This is a genomic window from Klebsiella sp. CD33 (assembly GCF_051992865.1).
Taxonomy (GTDB): Bacteria; Pseudomonadota; Gammaproteobacteria; order Enterobacterales; family Enterobacteriaceae; genus Klebsiella; species Klebsiella pneumoniae.
Map to the genome: position 1 here is coordinate 5,208,159 of NZ_CP197023.1, position 23,705 is coordinate 5,231,863.

The following is a 23,705-nucleotide window of genomic DNA, read 5'->3' on the forward strand; positions in this document are numbered from 1 at the left end:
CCGCCAGCGACTGGCGAATATTTATCCTGGTTCTTCCCGCTGTGGGTGCTGATAAACGCCTGCCGCTGCGGCTTTATTCAGGTGGCGAAAAAACAGCAAAAGCAGTGAGATAGTTAATGATTCTCCACCCCGCCCTCCTTTTTCAGCGTTAAACTGATTTGCAGTGGTTAAAAATAGCGTCATAAAATGGGGTAAAACAGTGAGCCTGGACGTTTTCTCCACGTCTCGTTTTATGATGAAAAATATGTAGAAATTTCAACGTGAAAGGCTTTTACTTTTCGTTCTAACTACCGTCAGGATGAGTATGTCAAATAGTGCGATGAGCGTGGTTATCCTTGCTGCAGGCAAAGGGACCCGCATGTATTCCGATCTTCCTAAGGTGCTGCATACCCTGGCCGGGAAGCCAATGGTGCAGCATGTCATTGATGCCGCTAACGATTTAGGCGCATGTGCGGTACACCTGGTATACGGCCACGGGGGCGATCTGCTGCGTCAGACTCTGCATGAAGACAACCTGAACTGGGTGCTGCAGGCCGAGCAGCTCGGAACCGGGCACGCTATGCAGCAGGCGGCGCCATTCTTCAATGATGATGAAGACATCCTGATGCTCTATGGCGACGTGCCGCTGATCTCCGTTGAGACGCTACAGCGCCTGCGCGCCGCGAAACCACAGGGTGGGATTGGTCTGTTAACGGTGAAGCTGGATGACCCAACCGGCTATGGCCGCATTACCCGTGAAAATGGCCAGGTGACGGGCATCGTTGAGCACAAAGATGCCAGCGAGGCCCAGCGCCAGATCCAGGAAATCAACACCGGGATCCTGATCGCCGGCGGAGCGGATCTAAAGCGCTGGCTGGCGAAACTCACCAATAACAACGCTCAGGGTGAATACTACATCACCGATATCATCGCCATGGCGCACCAGGAAGGACACCAGATCGTCGCAGTGCATCCGCAGCGCCTGAGCGAAGTCGAAGGCGTCAACAACCGCCTGCAGCTTGCGCGCCTGGAGCGCGTCTACCAGGCGGAGCAGGCGGAAAAGCTGCTGCTGGCGGGCGTGATGCTGCGCGATCCGGCGCGTTTCGATCTGCGCGGTACGCTGCAGCACGGGCGCGATGTAGAGATCGATACTAACGTTATTCTGGAAGGCAACGTGGTGCTGGGCGATCGAGTGAAAATCGGCGCCGGCTGCGTGATCAAAAACAGCACCATCGGCGATGACTGCGAAATTAGCCCCTACAGCGTGGTGGAAGATGCCCAGCTGCAGGCAGCCTGCACCATCGGTCCATTTGCCCGTCTGCGCCCGGGCGCCGAACTGCTGGAAGGCGCCCACGTTGGTAACTTCGTGGAAATGAAAAAAGCGCGTCTCGGGAAAGGCTCCAAGGCGGGTCATCTGACCTATCTGGGCGATGCGGAGATTGGCGATAACGTCAATATCGGCGCGGGTACCATCACCTGCAACTACGATGGTGCGAACAAGCATAAAACGATTATTGGCGATGATGTCTTTGTCGGCTCGGATACCCAGCTGGTGGCGCCAGTCACGGTAGGCAATGGCGTTACTATCGCCGCCGGCACCACCGTTACGCGCAATATCGCCGATAATGAGCTGGTGTTGAGCCGCGTACCGCAGGTCCACAAACAGGGCTGGCAGCGTCCGGTGAAGAAGAAATAATTTGGATTAGCGCCGGGGAAATTTTCCCGGCGAACCAGGATGAGAGGGTCAACATAGATCCCCGTCCGCAGGCAGTACCATAACAATAACCCCACTCTCTACAAGGCTCGGGGCGCCCGGAAAACGGGCAAATACAGGTCAGCGACAACGCATGGCATATCGCCATTATCAGGAAATTTAACTATGTGTGGAATTGTTGGCGCAGTCGCGCAGCGTGATATTGCTGAAATCCTTCTCGAAGGTTTACGTCGTCTGGAATACCGTGGCTATGACTCTGCCGGTCTGGCAGTGGTCGACAGCGAAGGTCATATGACCCGCGTGCGTCGCCTGGGTAAAGTTCAGATGCTGGCTCAGGCGGTAGAAGAGCAACCGTTACACGGTGGTACCGGGATCGCCCATACTCGTTGGGCGACGCACGGCGAACCGTCTGAGAGCAATGCGCATCCGCATGTTTCTGAACACATTGTGGTGGTCCATAACGGGATCATCGAAAACCATGAGCCGCTGCGCGCCCTGCTGCAGTCTCGCGGCTATGTCTTCGTCACTGAGACCGATACCGAAGTTATTGCCCATCTGGTGCACTGGGAGCTGGAACAAGGCGGTACCTTGCGTGAAGCCGTCCTGCGCGCTATCCCGCAGCTGCGCGGCGCTTACGGTACGGTGATCATGGATACCCGTGACCCGGGAACTCTGCTGGCGGCCCGCTCCGGTAGCCCGCTGGTGATTGGCCTGGGGATGGGTGAAAACTTTATCGCTTCCGACCAGCTGGCATTGCTGCCAGTTACCCGCCGCTTCATCTTCCTCGAAGAAGGCGATATCGCGGAAGTGACTCGCCGTTCGGTGGTGATTTTTGATAAGTCCGCTGCGCAAGTGAAGCGCCAGGAGATCGAATCCAATCTGCAGTATGACGCTGGCGATAAAGGTATCTACCGCCACTATATGCAGAAAGAGATTTTCGAGCAGCCGAACGCGATTAAGAACACCCTGACCGGGCGCATCAGCCATGGCGAAGTGGATCTCAGCGAGCTGGGGCCGAACGCCAATGAAATGCTGGCTCAGGTTGAACATATTCAGATTGTTGCCTGCGGGACTTCCTATAACTCCGGGATGGTTTCCCGCTACTGGTTCGAAGCGTTAGCCGGCGTCCCGTGCGATGTGGAAATCGCCTCCGAATTCCGCTATCGCAAGTCCGCGGTGCGTCGCAATAGCCTGATGATCACCCTCTCCCAGTCCGGTGAAACCGCCGATACCCTGGCGGCGCTGCGTCTGTCGAAAGAGCTGGGCTATCTCGGCTCGCTGGCCATCTGCAACGTGCCGGGCTCGTCGCTGGTGCGCGAGTCCGATCTGGCGCTGATGACCAAAGCCGGAACGGAAATCGGCGTGGCCTCAACCAAAGCCTTTACCACTCAGCTAACCGTGCTGTTGATGCTGGTGGCGAAACTGGCGCGACTGAAAGGGCAGGATGCGTCTATCGAGCATGATATCGTGCACGGCCTTCAGGCTCTGCCGAACCGTATCGAGCAGATGCTCTCCCAGGACAAGCGTATTGAGCAGCTGGCAGAGCGCTTCTCTGATAAGCACCATGCGCTGTTCCTTGGCCGTGGCGATCAGTATCCGATCGCTATGGAAGGGGCGCTGAAGCTGAAAGAGATCTCCTACATTCACGCGGAAGCCTATGCGGCGGGCGAGCTTAAGCACGGCCCACTGGCGCTGATTGATGCGGAAATGCCGGTGATTGTGGTGGCGCCGAACAACGAACTGCTGGAAAAACTGAAATCCAACATCGAAGAGGTTCGTGCCCGCGGCGGTGAACTATACGTCTTCGCCGACGGTGAAGCCGGTTTCAACGGTAGCGATAACATGCACATCATTGAGATGCCGCATGTGGAAGAGACCATCGCCCCTATCTTCTATACGGTTCCGCTGCAGCTGTTGGCTTATCACGTCGCGCTGATCAAAGGCACTGACGTTGACCAGCCGCGTAACCTGGCGAAATCGGTAACGGTTGAGTAAAGCATCCTATCCTGCAAAGGGCTGCCGACGGCGGCCCTTTTTATTTGCACCTGCTGTTTTCCACCGATTACGTGCGTAATATTTTGGCTGGCGGTAGATGACAAACGATCGTTTTACGGTCCGATTTCGCCGTCATAAAAAGAAAATTATTTTGTCATTGCACGGTCATGATTAGAGATAACCATCTGAGTTATAAGCGTATTATTTGGCGTAAAATCCACTCTCCCGGCCTGTCATAAAACTGTCATAATTCGTACATTTTACTGTCACCTCTTTGACCTATTTTGCTCACCATAGCCTCGAAACAATGATTTACGAATCCCAGCAGGAGACATTATGAACGTTATGCGTACCACCGTCGCAACAGTTGTCGCCGCGACCTTATCGATGAGCGCTTTCTCTGCCTTCGCAGCAGCAAGCCTGACTGGCGCAGGCGCAACTTTCCCTGCGCCGGTGTATGCCAAATGGGCTGATACCTATCAGAAAGAAACCGGCAATAAAGTGAACTACCAGGGTATTGGTTCCTCTGGTGGCGTTAAGCAGATTATTGCCAACACCGTTGATTTCGGTGCTTCTGATGCTCCGCTGGCTGATGACAAACTGACCCAGGAAGGTCTGTTCCAGTTCCCCACCGTGATTGGCGGTGTGGTACTGGCGGTTAACCTGCCTGGCGTGAAATCCGGCGAGCTGGTGCTGGATGGCAAAACCCTCGGTGATATCTACCTGGGTAAAATTAAAAAATGGGATGACGAAGCGATCGCTAAGCTCAACCCGGGCCTGAAGCTGCCGTCGCAGAACATCGCCGTGGTCCGCCGCGCCGATGGTTCAGGTACCTCCTTCGTTTTCACCAGCTACCTGTCCAAAGTGAATGAAGAGTGGAAATCGAAAATCGGCGCCGGCTCTACCGTAAACTGGCCAACCGGTCTGGGCGGTAAAGGCAACGATGGTATCGCCGCCTTTGTTCAGCGTCTGCCGGGCTCGATTGGTTACGTCGAATACGCTTACGCTAAGCAAAACAACCTGGCCTACACCAAACTGGTCTCTGCCGACGGCAAGCCGGTTAGCCCGACTGAAGACAATTTCGCTAACGCCGCAAAAGGCGTTGACTGGAGCAAGTCTTTCGCTCAGGACCTGACCAACCAGAAAGGCGAAAATGCATGGCCGATCACCTCAACCACCTTCATCCTGGTGCATAAGGCGACCAACAAGCCGGAACAGACCGCTGAAGTGCTGAAGTTCTTCGACTGGGCGTATAAAAACGGCGGGAAAGAAGCGAATGCGCTGGATTACGCGACGCTGCCGGAAAGCGTGGTAGAGCAGGTTCGCGCGGCATGGAAAACCAACGTCAAAGACAGCAGCGGTAAAGCGCTGTACTAACAGTAGATTTTTGACGAAGATGGCGGGGGCGTTCAGGCGCTGCCCGCCCTACGGTTCAGACTGTAGGCCCGGGAGCCAACGCCACCGGGCATTTATTCGAACAAGTTTTAATACGTAAAGAGTAATCTATGGCTGCAACCAAGCCTGCATTTACCCCTCCGGGGAAAAAGGGTGACATGATTTTCAGTGCGCTGGTAAAACTGGCTGCGCTGATTGTGCTATTGATGCTGGGCGGCATCATCGTTTCCCTGATCATCTCTTCCTGGCCGAGCATTCAAAAGTTTGGCTTTGCCTTTTTGTGGACCAAAGAGTGGGATGCGCCTAACGAGATCTTCGGCGCGCTGGTCCCGATTTACGGAACCCTGGTCACCTCTTTTATCGCGCTGCTGATCGCCGTTCCGGTGAGCTTCGGCATCGCGCTGTTTCTGACAGAATTGTCCCCCGCCTGGCTCAAGCGTCCGCTGGGCATTGCGATTGAGCTGCTGGCGGCAATCCCGAGCATCGTGTACGGCATGTGGGGCCTGTTTATTTTCGCCCCGCTGTTTGCGACTTACTTCCAGGAGCCGGTCGGCAACGTTCTGTCGACCATCCCGTTCGTTGGTGCGCTGTTTGCCGGCCCGGCGTTTGGTATCGGTATTCTCGCCGCTGGCGTCATTCTGGCCATCATGATCATCCCCTACATCGCCGCGGTCATGCGCGATGTTTTCGAACAGACCCCGGTGATGATGAAAGAGTCGGCCTATGGCATCGGCTGCACCACCTGGGAGGTGATCTGGCGCATTGTCTTACCGTTCACCAAGAATGGGGTGATCGGCGGGGTGATGCTCGGTCTGGGCCGCGCGCTGGGTGAAACCATGGCGGTCACCTTTATCATCGGCAACACCTACCAGCTCGACAGCATCTCGTTGTATATGCCGGGGAACAGTATTACCTCCGCGCTGGCTAATGAGTTCGCCGAAGCGGAAACCGGCCTGCACGTGGCGGCGCTGATGGAGCTGGGCCTGATCCTGTTCGTTATCACCTTTATCGTTCTGGCCGCGTCGAAGTTTATGATTATGCGCCTCGCGAAGAATGAGGGGGCACGCTAATGGCGACCATTGAATTGCAAACTACCGCCGAACTGGCGGAGTCCCGTCGCAAGATGCAGGCCAAACGCCGCATGAAGAACCGTATCGCTCTGGCGCTGTCGATGGCGACCATGGCGTTTGGTTTGTTCTGGCTTATCTGGATCCTGATGGCGACGATAACCCGCGGTTTCGACGGCATGAGTCTGGCGCTGTTCACCGAAATGACGCCGCCGCCGAATACGGCGGGCGGTGGACTGGCTAACGCCCTCGCCGGCAGCGGCCTGCTGATCCTGTGGGCAACCGTATTTGGTACGCCGCTGGGTATCCTCGCCGGAATTTATCTGGCGGAGTATGGCCGCAAGTCGGTGCTGGCGGAAATCATCCGCTTTATCAACGACATTCTGCTTTCCGCGCCGTCTATCGTGGTGGGTCTGTTCGTCTACACCATTGTGGTGGCGCAGATGCAGCACTTCTCGGGCTGGGCGGGCGTTATCGCGCTGGCGCTGCTGCAGGTGCCTATCGTTATTCGTACCACCGAAAACATGCTGAAGCTGGTGCCGGATAGCCTGCGTGAAGCGGCCTATGCGCTGGGGACGCCGAAGTGGAAGATGATCTCGGCGATCACCCTGAAAGCCTCCGTCTCAGGGATTATGACCGGGATCCTGCTGGCTATCGCCCGTATCGCCGGGGAAACGGCGCCGCTGCTGTTCACCGCGCTGTCCAACCAGTTCTGGAGCACCGACATGATGCAGCCGATTGCCAACCTGCCGGTGACCATTTTCAAATTTGCCATGAGTCCGTTTGCGGAGTGGCAGCAACTGGCATGGGCCGGGGTATTGATTATCACCCTGTGCGTCTTGCTGCTGAACATCCTGGCGCGCGTTATCTTCGCCAAGAAGAAACACGGTTAATTTTTTGCAGCGCAGCAACTGCTGCGCTGAATGAGGAAGAGATTGAGATGAGTATGGTGAATACAGCTCCGGGTAAGATTTCAGTTCGTAACCTGAACTTCTACTACGGCAAATTCCATGCCCTGAAGAACATCAACCTGGATATCACCAAAAACCAGGTGACGGCGTTTATCGGTCCGTCAGGCTGTGGTAAATCCACCCTGCTGCGCACGTTCAACAAGATGTTTGAACTGTATCCGGAGCAGCGCGCGGAAGGTGAGATCCTGCTGGATGGCGACAACATTCTGACTAACACCCAGGATATCGCCCTGCTGCGCGCTAAGGTTGGCATGGTGTTCCAGAAACCAACGCCGTTCCCAATGTCCATATACGACAATATCGCCTTCGGCGTGCGCCTGTTTGAAAAGCTGTCCCGTGCCGATATGGACGAGCGCGTGCAGTGGGCGCTGACCAAAGCCGCATTATGGAACGAAACCAAAGATAAACTGCACCAGAGCGGGTATTCTCTCTCCGGTGGTCAGCAGCAGCGTCTGTGCATTGCCCGCGGTATCGCGATCCGCCCGGAAGTGCTGCTGCTTGATGAGCCGTGCTCCGCGCTGGACCCGATCTCCACCGGGCGTATCGAAGAGCTGATCACCGAGCTGAAACAGGACTACACCGTCGTTATCGTGACTCACAACATGCAGCAGGCTGCGCGTTGCTCCGACCATACGGCATTTATGTATCTTGGCGAGCTGATTGAGTTCAGCAACACGGATGACCTGTTCACTAAGCCCGCGAAGAAACAAACTGAAGATTATATTACTGGCCGCTACGGTTGATTTGCCCTTGTGCTTTCAGGCTCTCACCAGTTGGGCAATCAGGAGACACCATGGACAACCTAAATCTTAACAAACATATTTCCGGCCAGTTCAACGCTGAACTGGAGTATATCCGCACCCAGGTGATGACCATGGGTGGGCTGGTGGAACAGCAGCTCTCTGATGCCATCACCGCCATGCATAACCAGGACAGCGATCTGGCGAAACGCGTCATCGACGGCGACAAGCAGGTCAACATGATGGAAGTGGCTATCGATGAAGCGTGCGTGCGCATCATCGCCAAGCGCCAGCCGACCGCCAGCGACCTGCGCCTGGTGATGGCGATCATCAAGACTATCGCTGAGCTGGAACGCATTGGCGACGTGGCGGATAAAATCTGCCGCACCGCGCTGGAGAAGTTTTCCCAGCAGCACCAGCCGCTGCTGGTGAGCCTCGAATCGCTGGGCCGCCACACGGTGCAGATGCTGCATGACGTACTGGATGCGTTTGCGCGTATGGATCTCGACGAAGCGGTACGTATCTATCGCGAAGATAAGAAAGTCGACCAGGAGTATGAAGGCATCGTGCGTCAGCTGATGACCTACATGATGGAAGACTCGCGCACTATCCCCAGCGTCCTGACCGCGCTGTTCTGCGCGCGCTCCATCGAGCGTATCGGCGACCGCTGCCAGAATATCTGCGAATATATTTTCTACTTCGTCAAAGGTCAGGATTTCCGTCACGTTGGCGGCGATGAGCTGGATAAACTGCTCGCTGGCAAAGATCCGAAAGAGTAATAATCATTCTGTCTAATTCTGGTAAATGGACTTATCAGAATTAGATATGTTTTACCCCGCGGCAGCGAGATTGCTGAGATTATCGTCACAATTAACAATCTGCCCGTTTGAGTTATTCATTTTATCGCGTAACAATCAGCTGCCACTCACTGAGTTTTAACGCTCAGGATGGTTTAAACGGATTGTGACTGCGACAGCAGGCAAAACCTGATATTGCTCCTGGGGGCGATATCAGGTTTTTTGTTTTATGCGGGCCAATAATGGCTGAATGAGGGTTGCTACCGCGATGCGCGGGCAAAACCTGAAGAGGATTATCTGTCAAGGCAGATGGTCTTCTTCAGGTTTTTTTGTTTTTGTCTAACCGCAAAAATAACAGCCGCCGCGACGTCAAACGGTATGGATACGGCTATTAGCACCGGCACGGAATAGGGTTGTTGTCGTGTTTTATTTACGCCAATGATTATATAAGGGAATATTATGATGAGAAATAACAGGATCGCTTCGGCGATAGTCTTGCTGGCGCCACTTTGTTATTCAACTAATCTGCTAGCAAGCCAGTTGACGGTGGAACAACGGCTTGAGCTGCTGGAAAAAGCGCTCAAAGACACGCAAAAAGAGCTCAAAAAATATCAGGACCAGGAAAGAAAAAGAGACCAGATTTGGGCCTCATGGTCTCCTCCTGCGGAAGGTCAGAAGCGCAAGACCGGGGGGGCGACCGCCGGGCCGAAAACGGCGGTTAAACCGGATGCGGTGCTGGTTAAAAATCAACAACCTGTCACCGATGGCGCGCCAGCCTACAGCGCGATGACGCTGAAAGACTTTAGCAAGTTCGTGAAAGATGAAATTGGCTTTAGCTATAACGGCTACTTCCGTTCCGGCTGGGGGACCGCCTCGCACGGCTCGCCAAAATCATGGGCGATCGGTTCGCTTGGCCGCCTGGGCAATGAATATTCCGGCTGGTTCGATCTGCAGCTGAAGCAGCGGGTGTTTCAGGAAGGCGATAAACGCGTCGACGCCATCGTGATGCTCGACGGGAACGTCGGCCAGCAGTATTCCACTGGCTGGTTTGGTGACAATGCCGGCGGCGAAAACTACATTCAATTCTCGGATATGTATGTTAACACCAAAGGGTTCCTGCCGTTTGCGCCGGAAGCCGATTTCTGGGTCGGCAAACACGGGGCGCCAAAAATTGAAATCCAGATGCTGGACTGGAAAACGCAGAGAACCGATGCGGCGGCCGGCGTAGGGCTGGAAAACTGGCAGGTGGGCGCTGGGAAATTCGATATCGCGTTGATTCGCGAAGATGTCGATGATTATGACCGTTCTTTAAGCAATAAGCAGCAAATTAACACCAACACCCTGGACGTTCGCTACAAAGAGATTCCGCTGTGGGATAAAGCCAGCCTGATGGTTAGCGGACGCTATGTCGCCGCCAACCAAAGTTCCTCTGAGAAATATAAAGAGGGCAATGAAGGTTATTATCCGTGGAAAGATACCTGGATGGCTGGTACCTCGTTAACGCAGAAATTTGCTAACGGCGGCTTTAACGAATTCTCTTTCTTACTGGCCAATAACTCTATTGCCAGCAGCTTCTCACGCTATGCCGGATCCAGCCCCTATACCACCTTTAATGGCCGCTATTATGGCGATCATACCAATGGCACCGCCGTGCGCTTAACCTCGCAGGGGGAAACCTATTTACGCGATGACGTTATTATGGCGAATGCCATCGTCTACTCTTTTGGTAACGACGTCTATAGCTACGAAACCGGAGCCCACTCCGATTTTGAATCTATCCGTACGGTTCTGCGACCGGCTTATATCTGGGATAAATATAACCAGACCGGCGTCGAGCTGGGGTACTTCAAACAGCAAAACAAAGATGTTACCGGCAAGAAATATAACGAGTCCGGCTACAAGACCACGCTGTTCCATACCTTCAAAGTCAATACCAGTATGCTGACCTCGCGCCCGGAAATTCGTTTCTATGCCACCTATATTAAAGCGAAGGATATTGACCTGGATAAGGCCGCGAATAATACCACCAGCATTTTTGAAGACGGGAAGAACGATCAGTTTGCCGTGGGGGCGCAGGCGGAAATCTGGTGGTGAGACGATAACTGAACGGACACAACGAAAGAGGAACAACGATGAAACGACATGCAATTTATTTCGCCCTGGCGCTGGCGGGCGCGGCGTTTACCCTCCAGGCGGCGCCATTACCCGCGATGCCGGACCCAAGCCTACCGGTGAGCCACTTTATCACCCAGGTTAACGCGGATAAGAGTATCACTTACCGCTTGTTTGCCCCTGATGCCCGGCGGGTCTCGATAGTGACTGGCGCCACGCCGGACTCCTTTGTCTCGCACGACATGACCAAAGCAGCGGACGGAGTCTGGACATGGAAAAGCGAGCCGATGAAGCCCAATCTCTATGAATATTATTTCGATGTGGATGGCTTCCGCTCGGTAGATACCGGCAGCCGCTATCAGAAGCCGCAGCGCCAGGTGAACACCAGTCTGATTCTGGTGCCGGGCAGTATTCTTGACGATCGGGAGGTTGCGCATGGCGATCTGCGCACCCTCACCTATCACTCGAAGGCTCTGAACGCCGAACGTCGTCTCTATGTCTGGACGCCGCCGGGCTATAGCGGAACCGGCGATCCGCTGCCGGTGCTCTATTTCTATCATGGCTTTGGCGACAGCGGCCTGTCGGCCATCGATCAGGGGCGGATCCCGCAAATCATGGATAACCTGCTGGCGGAGGGCAAGATTAAGCCGATGCTGGTGGTGGTCCCGGATACCGAAACCGATATCCCGGAAGCGGTAGCGGAAAACTTCCCGCCGCAGGAGCGGCGCAAAACCTTCTATCCACTTAATGCGCAGGCGGCGGATAAAGAGCTCATGCAGGATATTATTCCGCTGATCGATGCCCGATTTAACGTGCGTAAAGATGCCGACGGTCGGGCGCTGGCGGGCCTCTCGCAGGGCGGTTATCAGGCGCTGGTTTCCGGAATGAATCATCTGGAGAGCTTTGGCTGGCTCGCCACCTTTAGCGGCGTTACGACTACCACGGTGCCGAATGCCGGCGTGGAAGCGCAGCTGAAGCAGCCTGACGCGATCAATAAGCAGCTGCGTAACTTTACCGTGGTCGTCGGGGAAAAAGATTCTGTGACCGGTAAAGACATTGCTGGTCTGAAAAGCGAGCTGGAAAAACAGCAGATTAAATTTGATTACCACCAGTATCCCGGCCTGAACCATGAAATGGACGTCTGGCGCCCGGCCTACGCCGAGTTTGTGCAAAAACTGTTTAAATAACCTTTAGGGGGCCTTCAGCCCCCGTTTTGTGCTTGTGAAGGACGACAAGATGAAAATGATTGTGACCGAAGATTATGAAGAGATGAGCCTGGTCGCCAGCCATCATGTTCTGGGCTATATCACGGCGCCGCGGCGGGTGAATCTGGCGGTGACGGCGGGGAGCACGCCAAAGCGGATGTATGAGCATTTGACCGCCGCCGTGAAAGGCAAAGCATTCTATGATCGGGTGCACTATTACAACTTCGATGAGATCCCTTTTCGCGGCCAGTCGCGAGAAGGCGTCACGATATCTAATTTGCGCCAGCTGTTTTTTACCCCGGCGCAGATCAAAGAAGAGAACATTCACAAGCTGACGCTGGACAACGCCGCTCAGCACGATCGCCAGCTGGAAGAGGCTGGCGGTCTGGATCTGATGGTGCTGGGGCTGGGGGCCGACGGCCATTTTTGCGGCAACCTGCCGAATACCACCCGCTTTCATGATCAGACGGTCGAAGTGCCGATTCATGGGGAAATGATTGCTCTTATCGCTAACAGCGAGATGGGCGGGGATATCTCGGCAGTACCAAACAGCTATGTCACCATGGGGCCGAGAAGCGTGATGGCGGCGAAAAATTTATTGCTAATTGTCAGCGGTGCGGCAAAAGCGCACGCGTTAAAGCAAGTGGTGGAAGGTCCGGTCAGCGTGCAGGTGCCGGCTTCAGTGCTCAAATTGCACCCTTCACTGGTGATTATTGCCGATAAAGCGGCGGCGGCGGAATTGCAGCAATAAAAAGCCGCTAGTTCTATTCCCCGCTTACGCAGATGCATAGCGGGGGGGCATCGATGCCAACGTGCCGCTCACCAGGCCCTTAACGCGTGATATCCCAGCCGCGCGCCTGCCACAATGCCGGCAGCTCTGCCAGATCGGTAAAGGTCGTCACTTTGGGATGATCGATCGGCTGGTTGTGCGGATCGGCGCAGAAATAAAACACTTCCATGCCGGCAGCAATCCCCGACTGAGCGCCGGCGCTGGAGTCATCCACCAGAATACAGTTTTCGGCTTTTACCTGCATGGCCTCTGCCGCATGAAACATCAGCGCCGGGTCGGGCTTCCAGCGCTGAATATCGTAGCCGCTGTACAAGCGGTCAGTGAAATGGCGCAGCAGGCCGGTGCGTCCGAGCGAGTGCTGCATCTTACTGACCGGGCCATTGGAAACCACGCACATCGGGACGCTTACCGCATCCAGCAGCGCCTGGGCTCCGGGAATCACCTCCAGCTCGCTATCGAACAGGCGAGCGACCTCCGCCCGGTAAATCGGCTCCAGGGTGGCCTTTTGCAGGTTAACGCCATACTCAGCGTTGATGGTGTCGATAATTTCGTACAGCTTCACACCTTTGAAGCGCTTAAAAATCTCGGCGAGGTCCAGCGTAATGCCGAATTCTTGAAACATGTGAACGTAGGCGCGGGAGCAAATCACCTCGCTGTCGACCAGCGTGCCGTCACAGTCAAAAAATACTGCTTCTGGTTGAGTCATAGCCTTTCCATATTAACAAGTTTAACGTTTTCGTAATGCTCAATGCCGCGACGCAATCGTTGCCGTATAAGCAAAATAAATGAAAAAAATTACCATACAACCGCGCCTGGTGCCGTAATTTGGTATAGGATAGCCTCGAATTTTCCCTCCTTACGTTCGGAAACCGATAATGAGTCAACAACAAACCAGCCAGTCTTCTGGCCAGGGTCTGCTGGAGCGCGTATTTAAGCTGCGCGAGCACGGCACCACGGTGCGCACCGAAGCCATCGCCGGTTTCACCACGTTCCTGACGATGGTGTATATCGTTTTTGTTAACCCACAAATTCTTGGCGTAGCGGGCATGGATACCAGCGCCGTGTTTGTGACCACCTGTCTGATTGCCGCTTTCGGCAGTATCCTGATGGGTCTGTTCGCGAACCTGCCGGTCGCCCTGGCGCCGGCGATGGGCCTGAACGCCTTTTTCGCCTTTGTGGTGGTGCAGGCGATGGGGCTGCCGTGGCAGGTGGGCATGGGCGCCATCTTCTGGGGCGCCGTGGGCCTGCTGCTGCTGACCATCTTCCGCGTACGTTACTGGATGATCGCCAATATTCCGCTTAGCCTGCGTGTAGGTATCACCAGCGGTATCGGCCTGTTTATCGGCATGATGGGCCTGAAAAACGCCGGGGTGATTGTCGCCAATCCGGAAACGCTGGTCAGCATTGGTCATTTGACTTCCCACAGTGTACTGCTGGGCGTGCTGGGCTTCTTTATCATCGCGATTCTGGCGTCGCGCAACATTCACGCCGCGGTACTGGTCTCTATCGTTGTGACCACCCTGCTGGGCTGGATGCTGGGCGACGTGCATTACACCGGGATCGTCTCGGCGCCGCCGAGCGTGGCTTCGGTGATTGGTCAGGTCGATCTGGCGGGCTCCCTGAACCTGGGCCTGGCCGGCGTGATCTTCTCCTTTATGCTGGTCAACCTGTTTGACTCCTCCGGGACGCTGATTGGCGTGACGGATAAAGCGGGTCTCGCGGATGCCAACGGTAAATTCCCGCGCATGAAGCAAGCGCTGTTTGTCGATAGCGTCTCGTCGGTGGCGGGCTCCTTCATCGGTACCTCGTCGGTGACGGCCTATATCGAATCTTCTTCCGGCGTTTCCGTGGGCGGGCGTACCGGCCTGACCGCCGTTGTCGTTGGTATCCTGTTCCTGCTGGTTATTTTCCTCTCTCCGCTGGCGGGGATGGTTCCTGGCTATGCCGCCGCGGGCGCGCTGATATACGTCGGCGTGCTGATGACCTCCAGCCTCGCGCGCGTGAAGTGGAGCGACCTGACCGAGGCGGTGCCTGCGTTCATCACCGCAGTGATGATGCCGTTTAGCTTCTCGATCACCGAAGGTATCGCCCTGGGCTTTATCTCTTACTGCGTGATGAAGATCGGTACCGGCCGGCTGCGCGAGCTCAGCCCGTGTGTGATTATCGTTTCGCTGCTGTTCGTGCTGAAAATTGTCTTTATCGATGCACATTAATCCGCACGCATGATGAAAAAGCCCGGCATCGCTGCCGGGCTTTTTTTATGCTTTAACCCGCCGAATATAGTCGCCGAAAGCGGTCAGTTGGCCGCGCAGATGGTCGAGGGTGCTTTGATCGACCACTTCACCCGCCTGCGGATCCACTTTGTTCTGGATGACGCCGCCCATAAATTCCGGTTTATTCATTACCATCGCATCAAGGAAGACCAGAATCTGCCGCAGATGATACTGGCAGCGCGCACCGCCGATGGCGCCCATTGAGCTGGTCTGAATCAGTACCGGTTTGCCGGACAGCGGCTGCTCGGGCAGGCGTGACAGCCAGTCGATGGCGTTTTTCAGGCCGCCAGGCACGGAATAGTTATATTCTGGAGTGACTATCACTACCCCATCCGCCTCGCGGATCTGTTGCGCAATCTCCTGCACGCGCTGCGGAAAACCTTCTTCCTCCTGCATATCAGCATCGTACAGCGGGATATCACCGATCGACGGCAGCGCGGAGATATCCATGCCCGCTGGCGCGATGCCGGGCAGGGTGCGCGCGACCATTCCATTAAACGACCCTTTACGCAGGCTGCCGAGTAACGTAACCACTTTCAAGGTATCTGACATGATTGCTCCTTTGGATCATGATGCCGGCAAGACCGGTCAATTGAGGGATAAGGTTTTTTCCATGGGTAAGCTGGTAAAGCGCATCAGGCGGGCTGACGGTTCGCGTGCGCGCTGCTGCGCATCCGCCAGGCTGCGCCAGTCACCTCCCTTAACATCATATTCCCAGACCTTCAGCGAGCCGATGTTCGGGGTAGCGGCAATGGACCATACCAGCAGCGATTCGGCGTCACATACCGCTTCGATTGGCTGACTGCCGGCGGTGCGCAGGCGGCCAGAGCCGGGCAGCAGCTGCAGCTGCGTTGATGCTTCGCCGGTCAGCTTTAGCACGCTGCGACGCAGCGCTACCAGCTGGCTGCGCGCTTCGTCCGGATCATGCTGTATGTTAATCCACAGATTCTCATTGTTGCTGAAATTGTGCCGGTCGGCGTCGTGGCTGCGGACAGTGCGCTGCAGTTCCATGTCGAGGCCACAATCCCCCTCGGTGGTGAGGGCAACACCAACGATATTGCCAGTATAAGCGATCGAAAAGCGGGGGAGTTGGCGATCGCTAAAAACCGGTCGGCCATTGGCTTCGTTGATGATTTCAGGCAGCTCGCTGATGCCGTAAAGCATAAACAGCAGCTCGGCAAGCAGCGAGCGCGACGCGCAAAAGCGAGCCTGGCGATATGTCGGGAGAAGACGTGCGGATTGATGACAGGCCGCTGACAAACGTGTCGATAGCGGCTCCCCGGTACTGAGTATCCCTCTTGCAAAATGCGTTGCCATACGTCGCTCCGTGAGTAATGGTCTGGATAAAACTGCGGGCGCTATTATCGCCTGGTATTAACAGGTTTTAATGCCGAAATCCCCCATTGAAAAGGGAATTTGTTTGAATTTTACAAATTCTTGCGCAAATAAGGTGCTATGGGCACGAAACAAGGCTTAAAGCGTACCGGAATAGAGCGCTTTCAGCGTATCTCTAAGCCAGACAAGCTTCGGGTTGTAGCTGTTGCGCTTATGCCATAGCAGGGTGAAGGGAACGCGCAGCTTTTCCAGATGCTGCGCCTCCAGGGGGAGCGGCCGGGAGACGAGCGGCAGCTGGTGCTGCTGATTATAGTGCTGACAGTAGCGCGGCGCGGTGGCCAGCATGGTGTGCTGCGGCTGAGCGGCCATAAAAAGTGATTGCTCAAACCCCGGCACGGTCAGCGCCACGTTACGCTTATACCCCAGATCCTGCAGCACGTCGTCCAGGGCCCAGGTATCGCGTTGTTCCCAGCAGATAGTGATATGCGGATAGCGTAAGAATGCCGCCAGATCCCACTCTTCCCTGAGCGCCGGATGATCGGCGCGCAGCCAGACCTGCGGCAGGTCGGTGAACAGCACCTCAAAATCGATATACCACGGCAGCAGGCTCAGCAGCTCACGCGACTGCGGATGGCTTTCGCGTCCGCAGAAGCCGATATCCACCTCACCGCGGATGATGGCGTCCAGGGAGTCGTAGTCCCAGTTGCGCAAACGAATCAATGCCTGCGGATAGCGCTGATAGATGCGCTGAGAGAGGGTGTTAAACAGGATCATCAGCAGCGGCGCTTCCGCCGCCAGTTCGAATTTGAGGCCGCTGGGCATGGTATGGTGCGGTTTATCGAGGATTTGGTTGCCCATCTGCATCCAGTCCGCCAGATCCTGCTCCATGCTGCTGACCAGCGGCGTGGGCGCCAGGCCCAGCGGGGTTTTCACAAACAGCGGATCGTCAAACCAGGCGCGCAGTTTGGCCAGCGACTTGCTCACCGCTGACGGCGAAACGTTCATCCGCTTCGCCGTACGGGTAACGCTGAGCTCCTGGGTCAGGAGCTGCAGGCAGAGGAGTAAATTAAGATCAAGACTCGACAGCGGCTTCTTCATCGTATTGCGCAACCCGCGGCGGGGTGACGACCAGTAACAAAACAAGGCTCACTATGCTACAGGCAATGAGTATTCCGATCAGCATATTCATTGCGCTGAGTCCGATGATGGCGGCGAGCCAAATCCACAGCGATGAACCGCACACCTGCGCGATGCCGAGGACCGAGCTGGCGACGCCCGCGCGCAGCGTGAACGGCCCCAGCGCCTGGCTCATCGCGACGCCGAACCCAACGGAGAAGCCGGAGCAAATCATGCCCAGCCCGATCAGGGTGACGGCCTGGCGAGTGGCGAGGCTCAGCGTCACGCCTGCCGCCAGAAACAGCACCTGCGAGGTCAGCATTAAGGTGCGGGGGTTAAACAGCGACAGGGCGAACGGCGTTGAGAAGGAGACCGCCATGCTGATCATCGCCATCAGAGCCATCGCCATTGAGTAAGTTCCCCGGTCGAACCCCATCTCTTCCATCATTAGTACCGGCGAGACGTTAACGTAGGTCAGGATCACCGTCACGCTGAGGGTGGTAATGAGTAAGCAGCTGAGGAAAAAGCGATTCGCCAGCGTCATGCTGCGGTGACGCTGCCTGCGGAGGCGCCGTCGGCCGCGTTTCACGCAGGATAAAGACCGACAGCACAGCGACCATGACGCCCATGCCGGTCATCGTGTAGAACAGGCTCTGCCACGGATATTTCAGCATAATCAGGTGGCCAAGCACCGGCGCCAGGACGGGGATAATGCAGGTGATGCCGTTGAGCAACGACAGCACCTTGGCGCGGCGACGGTCGTCCAGCGTATCGCGCAGGATAGCGAAAGCCACCACGTAGCAGCTGCCGGCGCCGATCCCCTGGATAAAGCGTCCGATGAGGAAGTGGCTGCTGGTATGCGCCTGGGCGCAGAGCAGGGAGGCGATAACAAAGATCGCTGCACCTACAATAGCGACAGGCTTACGCCCCGAGCGGTCGGCGATGCGGCCAGCAAACAGCATCGCGGAGGCCATACCGGCCAGATAGACCGAGAAGGCGATATGTAATTGCGCCTCGCTGGCCCCCAGGTCCTGAGCAATACGCGGCAGGCCGACCAGATACATATCGATGCCGGAGGGGTAGAGCAGAACCAGGGCAAAGCTGCAGAGAAGAAAGCGTGTCATGGGATCCTCGCGATGTGAATGGCGTTCAGCATAGTGAGGAACGCGCCGTAAGACGAGTTGCCATTTGGACAACGCTCTTTTCCTGGCAGGAAATGCGAGCTAACGACTGCGGGTTCGCCAGACGCGGGCCATCCCCTCGCTCTCCGGGCGAACGCTTTCGAAGCCGAACTTCGCGTACAGTTCCGGCACATCCGCCACCAGCGTAACGTAGGCGCCATCAAAGGCGTTAGCGTCCAGCCAGGCGACCAGCTTCTCCATCACCAGCCGGCCAAGGCCTTTTCCCTGGTGAGCCGGATCGACGGCGACGTCGACAATATCGAAATTAATCGCGCCGTCGCCGACGATGCGTCCCATCGCGATCGGCGTCTCCTGCCAGAGGATATGTACGCCATAACAGCTATGCGGCAGTCCGGCTCTGGCGCCTTCCAGGGGGCGCGGCGACATGCCGGCGGCTACCCGCAGGTGGCAAAACGCTTCGGCGGAGGGCACCTTCTCGATCACGGTATATTCAACGGTCATGTTTTAGTCTCGCGGCAGAGGGGGAGATAAAAGTAGAGAACGTTGCGTTGCAAAGGGCAAGAAAAAACCCGTATTAACGCGGCGTTAATACGGGTTAGTGAACGTTTACGGACTGGCGGTTACTTACCGATGCAGAAGCTGGAGAAGATGCGGCCCAGCAGATCGTCGGAAGTGAACTCCCCGGTGATCTCGCTCAGCGCCTGCTGCGCGAGGCGCAGCTCTTCCGCCAGCAGCTCGCCGGCCCAGGCGCCCAGCAGCTGGGCTTTGCCTTGCTGCAGATGGTTCGCCGCCTCTTCCAGGGCCTGCAGGTGACGGCGGCGGGCGAGGAAGCCGCCTTCCATATTGGTATCGAAGCCCATGCTCTGCTTGAGGTGGTTACGTAGCACCTCCACGCCGTCGCCGGTACGTGCCGACAGGCGAATAAGTGAGTGGCCATTTACTTCGCTGATACCGAGCGCTTCGCCGGTGACATCGGCTTTATTGCGCACCACGGTAATCGGCAATTTAGCGGGCAGGCGCTCGATAAAGTCTGGCCAGATCTCCGCCGGGTCAACGGCGCTGGTGGTGGTGCCATCGACCATAAACAGCACCCGATCGGCCTGGGCAATCTCCTGCCAGGCGCGCTCGATGCCGATACGTTCCACTTCGTCATTAGCATCGCGCAGGCCTGCGGTATCGATGATATGCAGCGGCATGCCGTCGATATGGATATGCTCGCGTAGCACGTCGCGGGTGGTACCGGCGATATCGGTGACGATCGCCGCTTCGCGGCCCGCCAGGGCGTTCAGCAGGCTTGATTTACCGGCATTTGGCCGCCCGGCGATCACCACTTTCATCCCTTCGCGCAGCAGGCTGCCCTGACGAGCTTCAGCGCGGACGGCGTCGAGATCGGCCATCACCTCGTTCAGCTGGGCTTCAATTTTGCCGTCGGAAAGGAAATCGATTTCTTCATCCGGGAAGTCAATGGCCGCTTCCACGTAGATGCGCAGGTGAGTGAGCGCTTCCACAAGATGATTCACCCGCGCGGAGAACGCCCCCTGCAGCGAATTCAGCGCCGAGCGCGCCGCCTGCTCTGAACTGGCGTCGATAAGGTCGGCGATGGCCTCTGCCTGCGCCAGATCGAGCTTGTCGTTGAGGAACGCGCGCTCGGAAAACTCACCCGGCCTGGCGATGCGCAGGCCCGGCAGGGTCAGAATACGTTTAAGCAGCAGGTCGAGAATGACCGGGCCGCCGTGGCCCTGCAGCTCAAGCACATCTTCCCCGGTAAAGGAGTTCGGCCCGGGGAACCACAGCGCAATCCCCTGATCCAGCGGGGTACCGTCAACGTCGTTGAATGGCAGGTAGTCGGCATAGCGCGGCTTCGGCAGCTTGCCCAGCACCGCCTGCGCGACGTCGCGCGCCTTAAGGCCGGAGATACGCAGGATGCCCACACCCCCGCGTCCCGGAGGGGTTGCCTGGGCGACGATAGTGTCGTTATGGCTCATGGTGACTCTCTATGTAGATGTAAAAAAGGCGGTCCATTGACCGCCTTCTCTGGCATTAACGCTACCGTAGATACTCGAAATAATTCAAGTTGCAGAAAGGCGGCAAGTTAGTGAGGCCCCAGGAGCTTACTGTAGTAAGTGACTGGGGCGAACTAATGAAGCCAACGCATCTGCGGCTTGAAGAATGAAGAGTATCAGGATTTCTTCTTCTCGCGGCTATGCAGGCCACGTTTCTCCAGACCACGGTAAATCAGCTGCTGCTGAATAATGGTGACCAGGTTGCTGACGATGTAGTACACCACCAGGCCAGACGGGAACCACAGGAAGAACACCGTGAAGATGACCGGCATAAAGGTCATGATCTTCTGCTGCATCGGGTCGGTCACGGTGGTCGGCGACATCTTCTGGATGAAGAACATGGTCGCGCCCATGATGATCGGCAGGATGTAGTACGGGTCCTGAGCAGACAGGTCGTGGATCCACAGGATAAACGGCGCATGACGCAGTTCAACCGAGGCGCTCAGCATGTAATACAGCGCAAGGAAGATCGGCATCTGAATAATCAGCGGGAAGCAGCCGCCCAGCGGGTTTACTTTTTCCGCTTTATACAGCGCCATCATCTCCTGGCTTTGACGCTGTTTATCGTCGCCCAGACGCTCACGCATGGCCTGAATCTTCGGCTGCAGCATGCGCATCTTCGCCATGGAGGTGTACTGCGCTTTGGTCAGCGGGTACATGATGCCACGAACGATAAAGGTGATAACGATGATCGAGAAGCCCCAGTTGCCGAGGAAGCTGTGGATGAATTTCAGCAGCTTGAACAGCGGTTGGGAGATGAACCACAGCCAGCCGTAGTCGACGGTCAGATCCAGGTGCGGCGCAACGGCAGCCATTTTGTCCTGAATAGCCGGGCCGACCCACAGCGTGCTCTGCAGTTTGTCGGTCTGGCCTGGCTGCACCAGTACCGGCTGCGATTTGTAGCCAATAGCGACAACGCCGTTGCCGAGGTTGGCGGTGTAGAAGTTATTCGTCCCGTTATTCCGCGGCACCCATGCGGTGGTGAAGTACTGCTGCAGCATGGCAACCCAACCGTTTTTGGTGCTGACGTTCAGGTTTTCGTTATCCAGAATGGTATCGAATTTATATTTCTCGTATTTCGAATCCGCAGTGGAGAACGCGGCGCCACGGAAAGTATGCATCGTGGACAGGCCACCGGTCTGCGTATCGCGACTGGTCGGCAGCGCAGCGGTCTGCTTCAGCTGACCGAAGGTTGAGACTTCCAGAGGCTTCTCGCTGGCATTCTGCACGCTGTAACCCACGTTCACCGCATAGCCACCGCGCTTCAGGGTGAAGGTTTTGGTGAAGACGTTGCCGGCTTTGTCAGTGTAGGTCAGCGGGATAACGAGCTCATTCTGGCCATCGGCCAGCACAAACGCCTCTTTATCGACGTTGTACAGCGGACGCGGGCCGTTTGCCGGGTTATCCGGACCGTCACGGCCGGTTAAGCCGCTCTGCGCCTGGTAGACAAACTGCGGCGTGGTTTCCAGTAACTGGAATGGTTCGGTCGATTTCAGCGTTTTTGGATACGCCAGAAGCAGCGCCTGCTCAATATCGCCACCGTTGGTGTTGATAGTCAGCTCAAGCACGTCGGTTTTAACCGTAATCAGTTTCCCCTGGCCACTGGCCGGTACGCCCTGGTCGGCGGCGCTACCCGCTGCTGTGGTCGTAGTCTGCGTGGTCTGCTGCTGGGGCTGCGGATTTTTGTCCTGCTCCCAGGCTTGCCAGATCATGAAAGACACGAACAACAAAGCGATGATAAGAAGATTGCGTTGCGAATCCATCGTTAGTGTTCTCTGGTATCAAATGGTCCAGGCGGGACGGGATCGTCACCACCAGGGTGTAAAGGGTGGCATTTTAATACGCGTTTCATCGTCAACCAACTGCCTTTTATCACTCCAAACCTGCGTAAGGCCTCAATTCCGTATTGAGAACAGGTTGGGGTGAAACGACAATGCGGCCCGAGTAGCGGACTAATCAGGCGCTGATAAACTCGAATCAGGCCGATCAGGACCCGCGAGCCAGGCGACAATGGCGGCGCCATAATTTTTCCAACGCTTCCGAGAGAGCACGGTTATCGAGGTCGGCAACCCCTCTTTTCGCCACCACCACGAAATCCATTGGCGGGAGTTCATGTTGACGCAAACGAAAACTTTCACGCGTCAGACGTTTAATCCGATTGCGTTCATGTGCGCGTTTCACGTTTTTCTTGGCGACGGTGAGACCGATGCGGGGATGCCCCAGCGAATTCAGGCGGCCGAGGATGGTGATTTGCGGCGTGCCAGCCCGTTGTGGCTGCTGGAAGACGAAAGTGAAATGACTGGGAGTTAACAAGCGTAACTCCCTGGGAAATGCGAGCTTAACCACGCAGGGTTAGCTTTATTACTTGGAAACGGTCAGACGAGCGCGGCCTTTAGCACGACGACGTGCCAGAACCTGACGACCATTTTTAGTAGCCATACGAGCACGGAAGCCGTGAGAACGGTTGCGCTTCAGTACAGACGGTTGAAAAGTGCGTTTCATGGCGATTTCTACCTAAACTTGAATAAATTCACTGACTTTTGCGTAGACCCGAACGAACTTCGAACGACTTACGCCTCAGCGTGGGTGATTAAAGAGGCCGGATTGTAATAATTGTACACTCCGGAGTCAATTCTCTTTCCTTATTTCTCGCACCTCGTCGCACAAAAAATAAGCTGAGACGCGTGACGAAAACGGGCATTACGCGCCGGGTGGGGGATTATACGGCCTGGCCAGTAAAGCGCAAGGATCCACAAGGATCTTTATTAGATCGTTTCCGCCCAAAAGCGGGATAGCTCATTAATTTTTCCAATATGCGGCGGAAATCGTGCTTCACTCCTCGCAGGATCGATTACACTTACCCGGTTTCGATCCTTCCTGTGGATAAATCGGGAAGAATCTGTTGAGAAACACAAGATCTCTTTCTCAGTTTAGGCTATGATCCCCGGTCCCGATCGCGATCCCCGGATCCGCAGCGGGTAATAACCGCAGATAGCGGTTCGCACGTCACC

At 56.0% G+C, this 23,705-nt stretch carries 21 protein-coding genes and 1 pseudogene; 11 read left to right on the plus strand and 11 right to left on the minus strand.

Annotated features, from left to right (window positions below; all coding sequences use genetic code 11):
• Positions 1-304: 304 nt before the first annotated feature.
• From glmU to ACR809_RS25480, 10 genes are all read left to right on the plus strand, one after another.
• Positions 305-1,675 carry a bifunctional UDP-N-acetylglucosamine diphosphorylase/glucosamine-1-phosphate N-acetyltransferase GlmU gene (gene glmU, locus ACR809_RS25435; protein ID WP_004173839.1) on the plus strand — a complete coding sequence of 457 codons (1,371 nt, stop codon included), beginning with the start codon at positions 305-307 and terminating at the stop codon, positions 1,673-1,675.
• A 183-nt stretch (positions 1,676-1,858) separates the two neighbouring features.
• Complete coding sequence (gene glmS / locus ACR809_RS25440) at positions 1,859-3,688, plus strand: glutamine--fructose-6-phosphate transaminase (isomerizing) (RefSeq protein WP_004150309.1); 1,830 nt, start codon at positions 1,859-1,861, stop codon at positions 3,686-3,688.
• Positions 3,689-4,024: 336 nt separating this feature from the next.
• The gene (gene pstS, locus ACR809_RS25445; protein ID WP_004150308.1) at positions 4,025-5,065 is read left to right on the plus strand and encodes a phosphate ABC transporter substrate-binding protein PstS; all 1,041 of its coding nucleotides are present in this window, start codon (positions 4,025-4,027) and stop codon (positions 5,063-5,065) included.
• A gap of 128 nt (positions 5,066-5,193) precedes the next feature.
• Positions 5,194-6,153: a phosphate ABC transporter permease PstC gene (gene pstC, locus ACR809_RS25450; protein ID WP_004145004.1), complete on the plus strand. Its 960-nt coding sequence runs from the start codon at positions 5,194-5,196 to the stop codon at positions 6,151-6,153.
• Complete coding sequence (pstA, locus tag ACR809_RS25455; RefSeq protein ID WP_004151547.1) at positions 6,153-7,043, plus strand: phosphate ABC transporter permease PstA; 891 nt, start codon at positions 6,153-6,155, stop codon at positions 7,041-7,043. Before pstC ends, pstA begins: the two co-directional genes overlap by 1 nt.
• A 47-nt stretch (positions 7,044-7,090) precedes the next feature.
• Positions 7,091-7,864, plus strand: a complete 774-nt coding sequence (pstB, locus tag ACR809_RS25460; protein WP_004145006.1) for a phosphate ABC transporter ATP-binding protein PstB — start codon at positions 7,091-7,093, stop codon at positions 7,862-7,864.
• A 50-nt stretch (positions 7,865-7,914) separates the two neighbouring features.
• Positions 7,915-8,640 carry a phosphate signaling complex protein PhoU gene (gene phoU, locus ACR809_RS25465; RefSeq protein ID WP_004145007.1) on the plus strand — a complete coding sequence of 242 codons (726 nt, stop codon included), beginning with the start codon at positions 7,915-7,917 and terminating at the stop codon, positions 8,638-8,640.
• Positions 8,641-9,117: 477 nt separating this feature from the next.
• Positions 9,118-10,752: a carbohydrate porin gene (locus tag ACR809_RS25470; RefSeq protein ID WP_032425346.1), complete on the plus strand. Its 1,635-nt coding sequence runs from the start codon at positions 9,118-9,120 to the stop codon at positions 10,750-10,752.
• Positions 10,753-10,790: 38 nt separating this feature from the next.
• Positions 10,791-11,957: an alpha/beta hydrolase-fold protein gene (locus ACR809_RS25475; protein WP_004145104.1), complete on the plus strand. Its 1,167-nt coding sequence runs from the start codon at positions 10,791-10,793 to the stop codon at positions 11,955-11,957.
• A 49-nt stretch (positions 11,958-12,006) separates the two neighbouring features.
• A complete protein-coding gene (locus ACR809_RS25480; RefSeq protein ID WP_014908133.1) occupies positions 12,007-12,726 on the plus strand; it encodes a glucosamine-6-phosphate deaminase in 720 nt (239 codons plus the stop codon).
• Positions 12,727-12,805: 79 nt separating this feature from the next.
• On the opposite strand, the gene yieH is transcribed toward ACR809_RS25480, so the two are convergent.
• Positions 12,806-13,471 (minus strand): 6-phosphogluconate phosphatase, encoded by a 666-nt coding sequence (gene yieH / locus ACR809_RS25485; RefSeq protein WP_004145102.1) that lies wholly within the window; start codon positions 13,469-13,471, stop codon positions 12,806-12,808.
• Between the two features lie 169 nt (positions 13,472-13,640).
• Here yieH and ACR809_RS25490 point away from each other — a divergent pair, with 169 nt between their 5' ends.
• The gene (locus ACR809_RS25490) at positions 13,641-14,978 is read left to right on the plus strand and encodes an NCS2 family permease (protein ID WP_004145100.1); all 1,338 of its coding nucleotides are present in this window, start codon (positions 13,641-13,643) and stop codon (positions 14,976-14,978) included.
• A 45-nt stretch (positions 14,979-15,023) separates the two neighbouring features.
• Here the strand turns inward: ACR809_RS25490 and ACR809_RS25495 are convergent, their stop codons facing one another.
• The 10 genes and pseudogenes from ACR809_RS25495 to rpmH all read right to left on the minus strand — a co-directional run bounded on the left by ACR809_RS25495 (position 15,024) and on the right by rpmH (position 23,196).
• Positions 15,024-15,590, minus strand: a complete 567-nt coding sequence (locus ACR809_RS25495) for an NADPH-dependent FMN reductase (protein ID WP_004151543.1) — start codon at positions 15,588-15,590, stop codon at positions 15,024-15,026.
• Between the two features lie 36 nt (positions 15,591-15,626).
• Entirely contained in the window at positions 15,627-16,202 is a 576-nt protein-coding gene (locus ACR809_RS25500) for a 4'-phosphopantetheinyl transferase family protein (protein ID WP_162992587.1), read from the minus strand.
• 309 nt (positions 16,203-16,511) lie between these two features.
• Positions 16,512-17,471, minus strand: coding sequence for an HTH-type transcriptional regulator YidZ (gene yidZ, locus ACR809_RS25505; RefSeq protein WP_122051637.1), 960 nt, complete (start codon positions 17,469-17,471; stop codon positions 16,512-16,514).
• Positions 17,446-18,613, minus strand: a pseudogene (locus tag ACR809_RS25510) (MFS transporter). Before ACR809_RS25510 ends, yidZ begins: the two are co-directional and overlap by 26 nt.
• A 99-nt stretch (positions 18,614-18,712) precedes the next feature.
• Entirely contained in the window at positions 18,713-19,132 is a 420-nt protein-coding gene (locus ACR809_RS25515) for a GNAT family N-acetyltransferase (RefSeq protein ID WP_004151539.1), read from the minus strand.
• Positions 19,133-19,251: 119 nt separating this feature from the next.
• Positions 19,252-20,616, minus strand: coding sequence for a tRNA uridine-5-carboxymethylaminomethyl(34) synthesis GTPase MnmE (gene mnmE, locus ACR809_RS25520; protein WP_004186273.1), 1,365 nt, complete (start codon positions 20,614-20,616; stop codon positions 19,252-19,254).
• 194 nt (positions 20,617-20,810) lie between these two features.
• The gene (gene yidC / locus ACR809_RS25525; RefSeq protein ID WP_122051638.1) at positions 20,811-22,457 is read right to left on the minus strand and encodes a membrane protein insertase YidC; all 1,647 of its coding nucleotides are present in this window, start codon (positions 22,455-22,457) and stop codon (positions 20,811-20,813) included.
• 2 nt (positions 22,458-22,459) lie between these two features.
• A complete protein-coding gene (yidD, locus tag ACR809_RS25530; RefSeq protein WP_004151536.1) occupies positions 22,460-22,717 on the minus strand; it encodes a membrane protein insertion efficiency factor YidD in 258 nt (85 codons plus the stop codon).
• The gene (gene rnpA, locus ACR809_RS25535) at positions 22,681-23,040 is read right to left on the minus strand and encodes a ribonuclease P protein component (protein ID WP_004151535.1); all 360 of its coding nucleotides are present in this window, start codon (positions 23,038-23,040) and stop codon (positions 22,681-22,683) included. The genes yidD and rnpA overlap by 37 nt, the downstream gene beginning before the upstream one ends.
• 15 nt (positions 23,041-23,055) lie before the next feature.
• Entirely contained in the window at positions 23,056-23,196 is a 141-nt protein-coding gene (gene rpmH, locus ACR809_RS25540; protein ID WP_000831330.1) for a 50S ribosomal protein L34, read from the minus strand.
• Positions 23,197-23,705 lie beyond the last annotated feature (509 nt).

Bases quoted from the DNA above. Each gene is read 5' to 3' on its own strand.
- glmU (WP_004173839.1), top strand. From the start codon at position 305: ATGTCAAATAGTGCGATGAGCGTGGTTATCCTTGCTGCAGGCAAAGGG.
- glmS (WP_004150309.1), top strand. From the start codon at position 1,859: ATGTGTGGAATTGTTGGCGCAGTCGCGCAGCGTGATATTGCTGAAATC.
- pstS (WP_004150308.1), top strand. From the start codon at position 4,025: ATGAACGTTATGCGTACCACCGTCGCAACAGTTGTCGCCGCGACCTTA.
- pstC (WP_004145004.1), top strand. From the start codon at position 5,194: ATGGCTGCAACCAAGCCTGCATTTACCCCTCCGGGGAAAAAGGGTGAC.
- pstA (WP_004151547.1), top strand. From the start codon at position 6,153: ATGGCGACCATTGAATTGCAAACTACCGCCGAACTGGCGGAGTCCCGT.
- pstB (WP_004145006.1), top strand. From the start codon at position 7,091: ATGAGTATGGTGAATACAGCTCCGGGTAAGATTTCAGTTCGTAACCTG.
- phoU (WP_004145007.1), top strand. From the start codon at position 7,915: ATGGACAACCTAAATCTTAACAAACATATTTCCGGCCAGTTCAACGCT.
- ACR809_RS25470 (WP_032425346.1), top strand. From the start codon at position 9,118: ATGATGAGAAATAACAGGATCGCTTCGGCGATAGTCTTGCTGGCGCCA.
- ACR809_RS25475 (WP_004145104.1), top strand. From the start codon at position 10,791: ATGAAACGACATGCAATTTATTTCGCCCTGGCGCTGGCGGGCGCGGCG.
- ACR809_RS25480 (WP_014908133.1), top strand. From the start codon at position 12,007: ATGAAAATGATTGTGACCGAAGATTATGAAGAGATGAGCCTGGTCGCC.
- yieH (WP_004145102.1), bottom strand. From the start codon at position 13,471: ATGACTCAACCAGAAGCAGTATTTTTTGACTGTGACGGCACGCTGGTC.
- ACR809_RS25490 (WP_004145100.1), top strand. From the start codon at position 13,641: ATGAGTCAACAACAAACCAGCCAGTCTTCTGGCCAGGGTCTGCTGGAG.
- ACR809_RS25495 (WP_004151543.1), bottom strand. From the start codon at position 15,590: ATGTCAGATACCTTGAAAGTGGTTACGTTACTCGGCAGCCTGCGTAAA.
- ACR809_RS25500 (WP_162992587.1), bottom strand. From the start codon at position 16,202: ATGCTTTACGGCATCAGCGAGCTGCCTGAAATCATCAACGAAGCCAAT.
- yidZ (WP_122051637.1), bottom strand. From the start codon at position 17,471: ATGAAGAAGCCGCTGTCGAGTCTTGATCTTAATTTACTCCTCTGCCTG.
- ACR809_RS25515 (WP_004151539.1), bottom strand. From the start codon at position 19,132: ATGACCGTTGAATATACCGTGATCGAGAAGGTGCCCTCCGCCGAAGCG.
- mnmE (WP_004186273.1), bottom strand. From the start codon at position 20,616: ATGAGCCATAACGACACTATCGTCGCCCAGGCAACCCCTCCGGGACGC.
- yidC (WP_122051638.1), bottom strand. From the start codon at position 22,457: ATGGATTCGCAACGCAATCTTCTTATCATCGCTTTGTTGTTCGTGTCT.
- yidD (WP_004151536.1), bottom strand. From the start codon at position 22,717: ATGGCGCCGCCATTGTCGCCTGGCTCGCGGGTCCTGATCGGCCTGATT.
- rpmH (WP_000831330.1), bottom strand. From the start codon at position 23,196: ATGAAACGCACTTTTCAACCGTCTGTACTGAAGCGCAACCGTTCTCAC.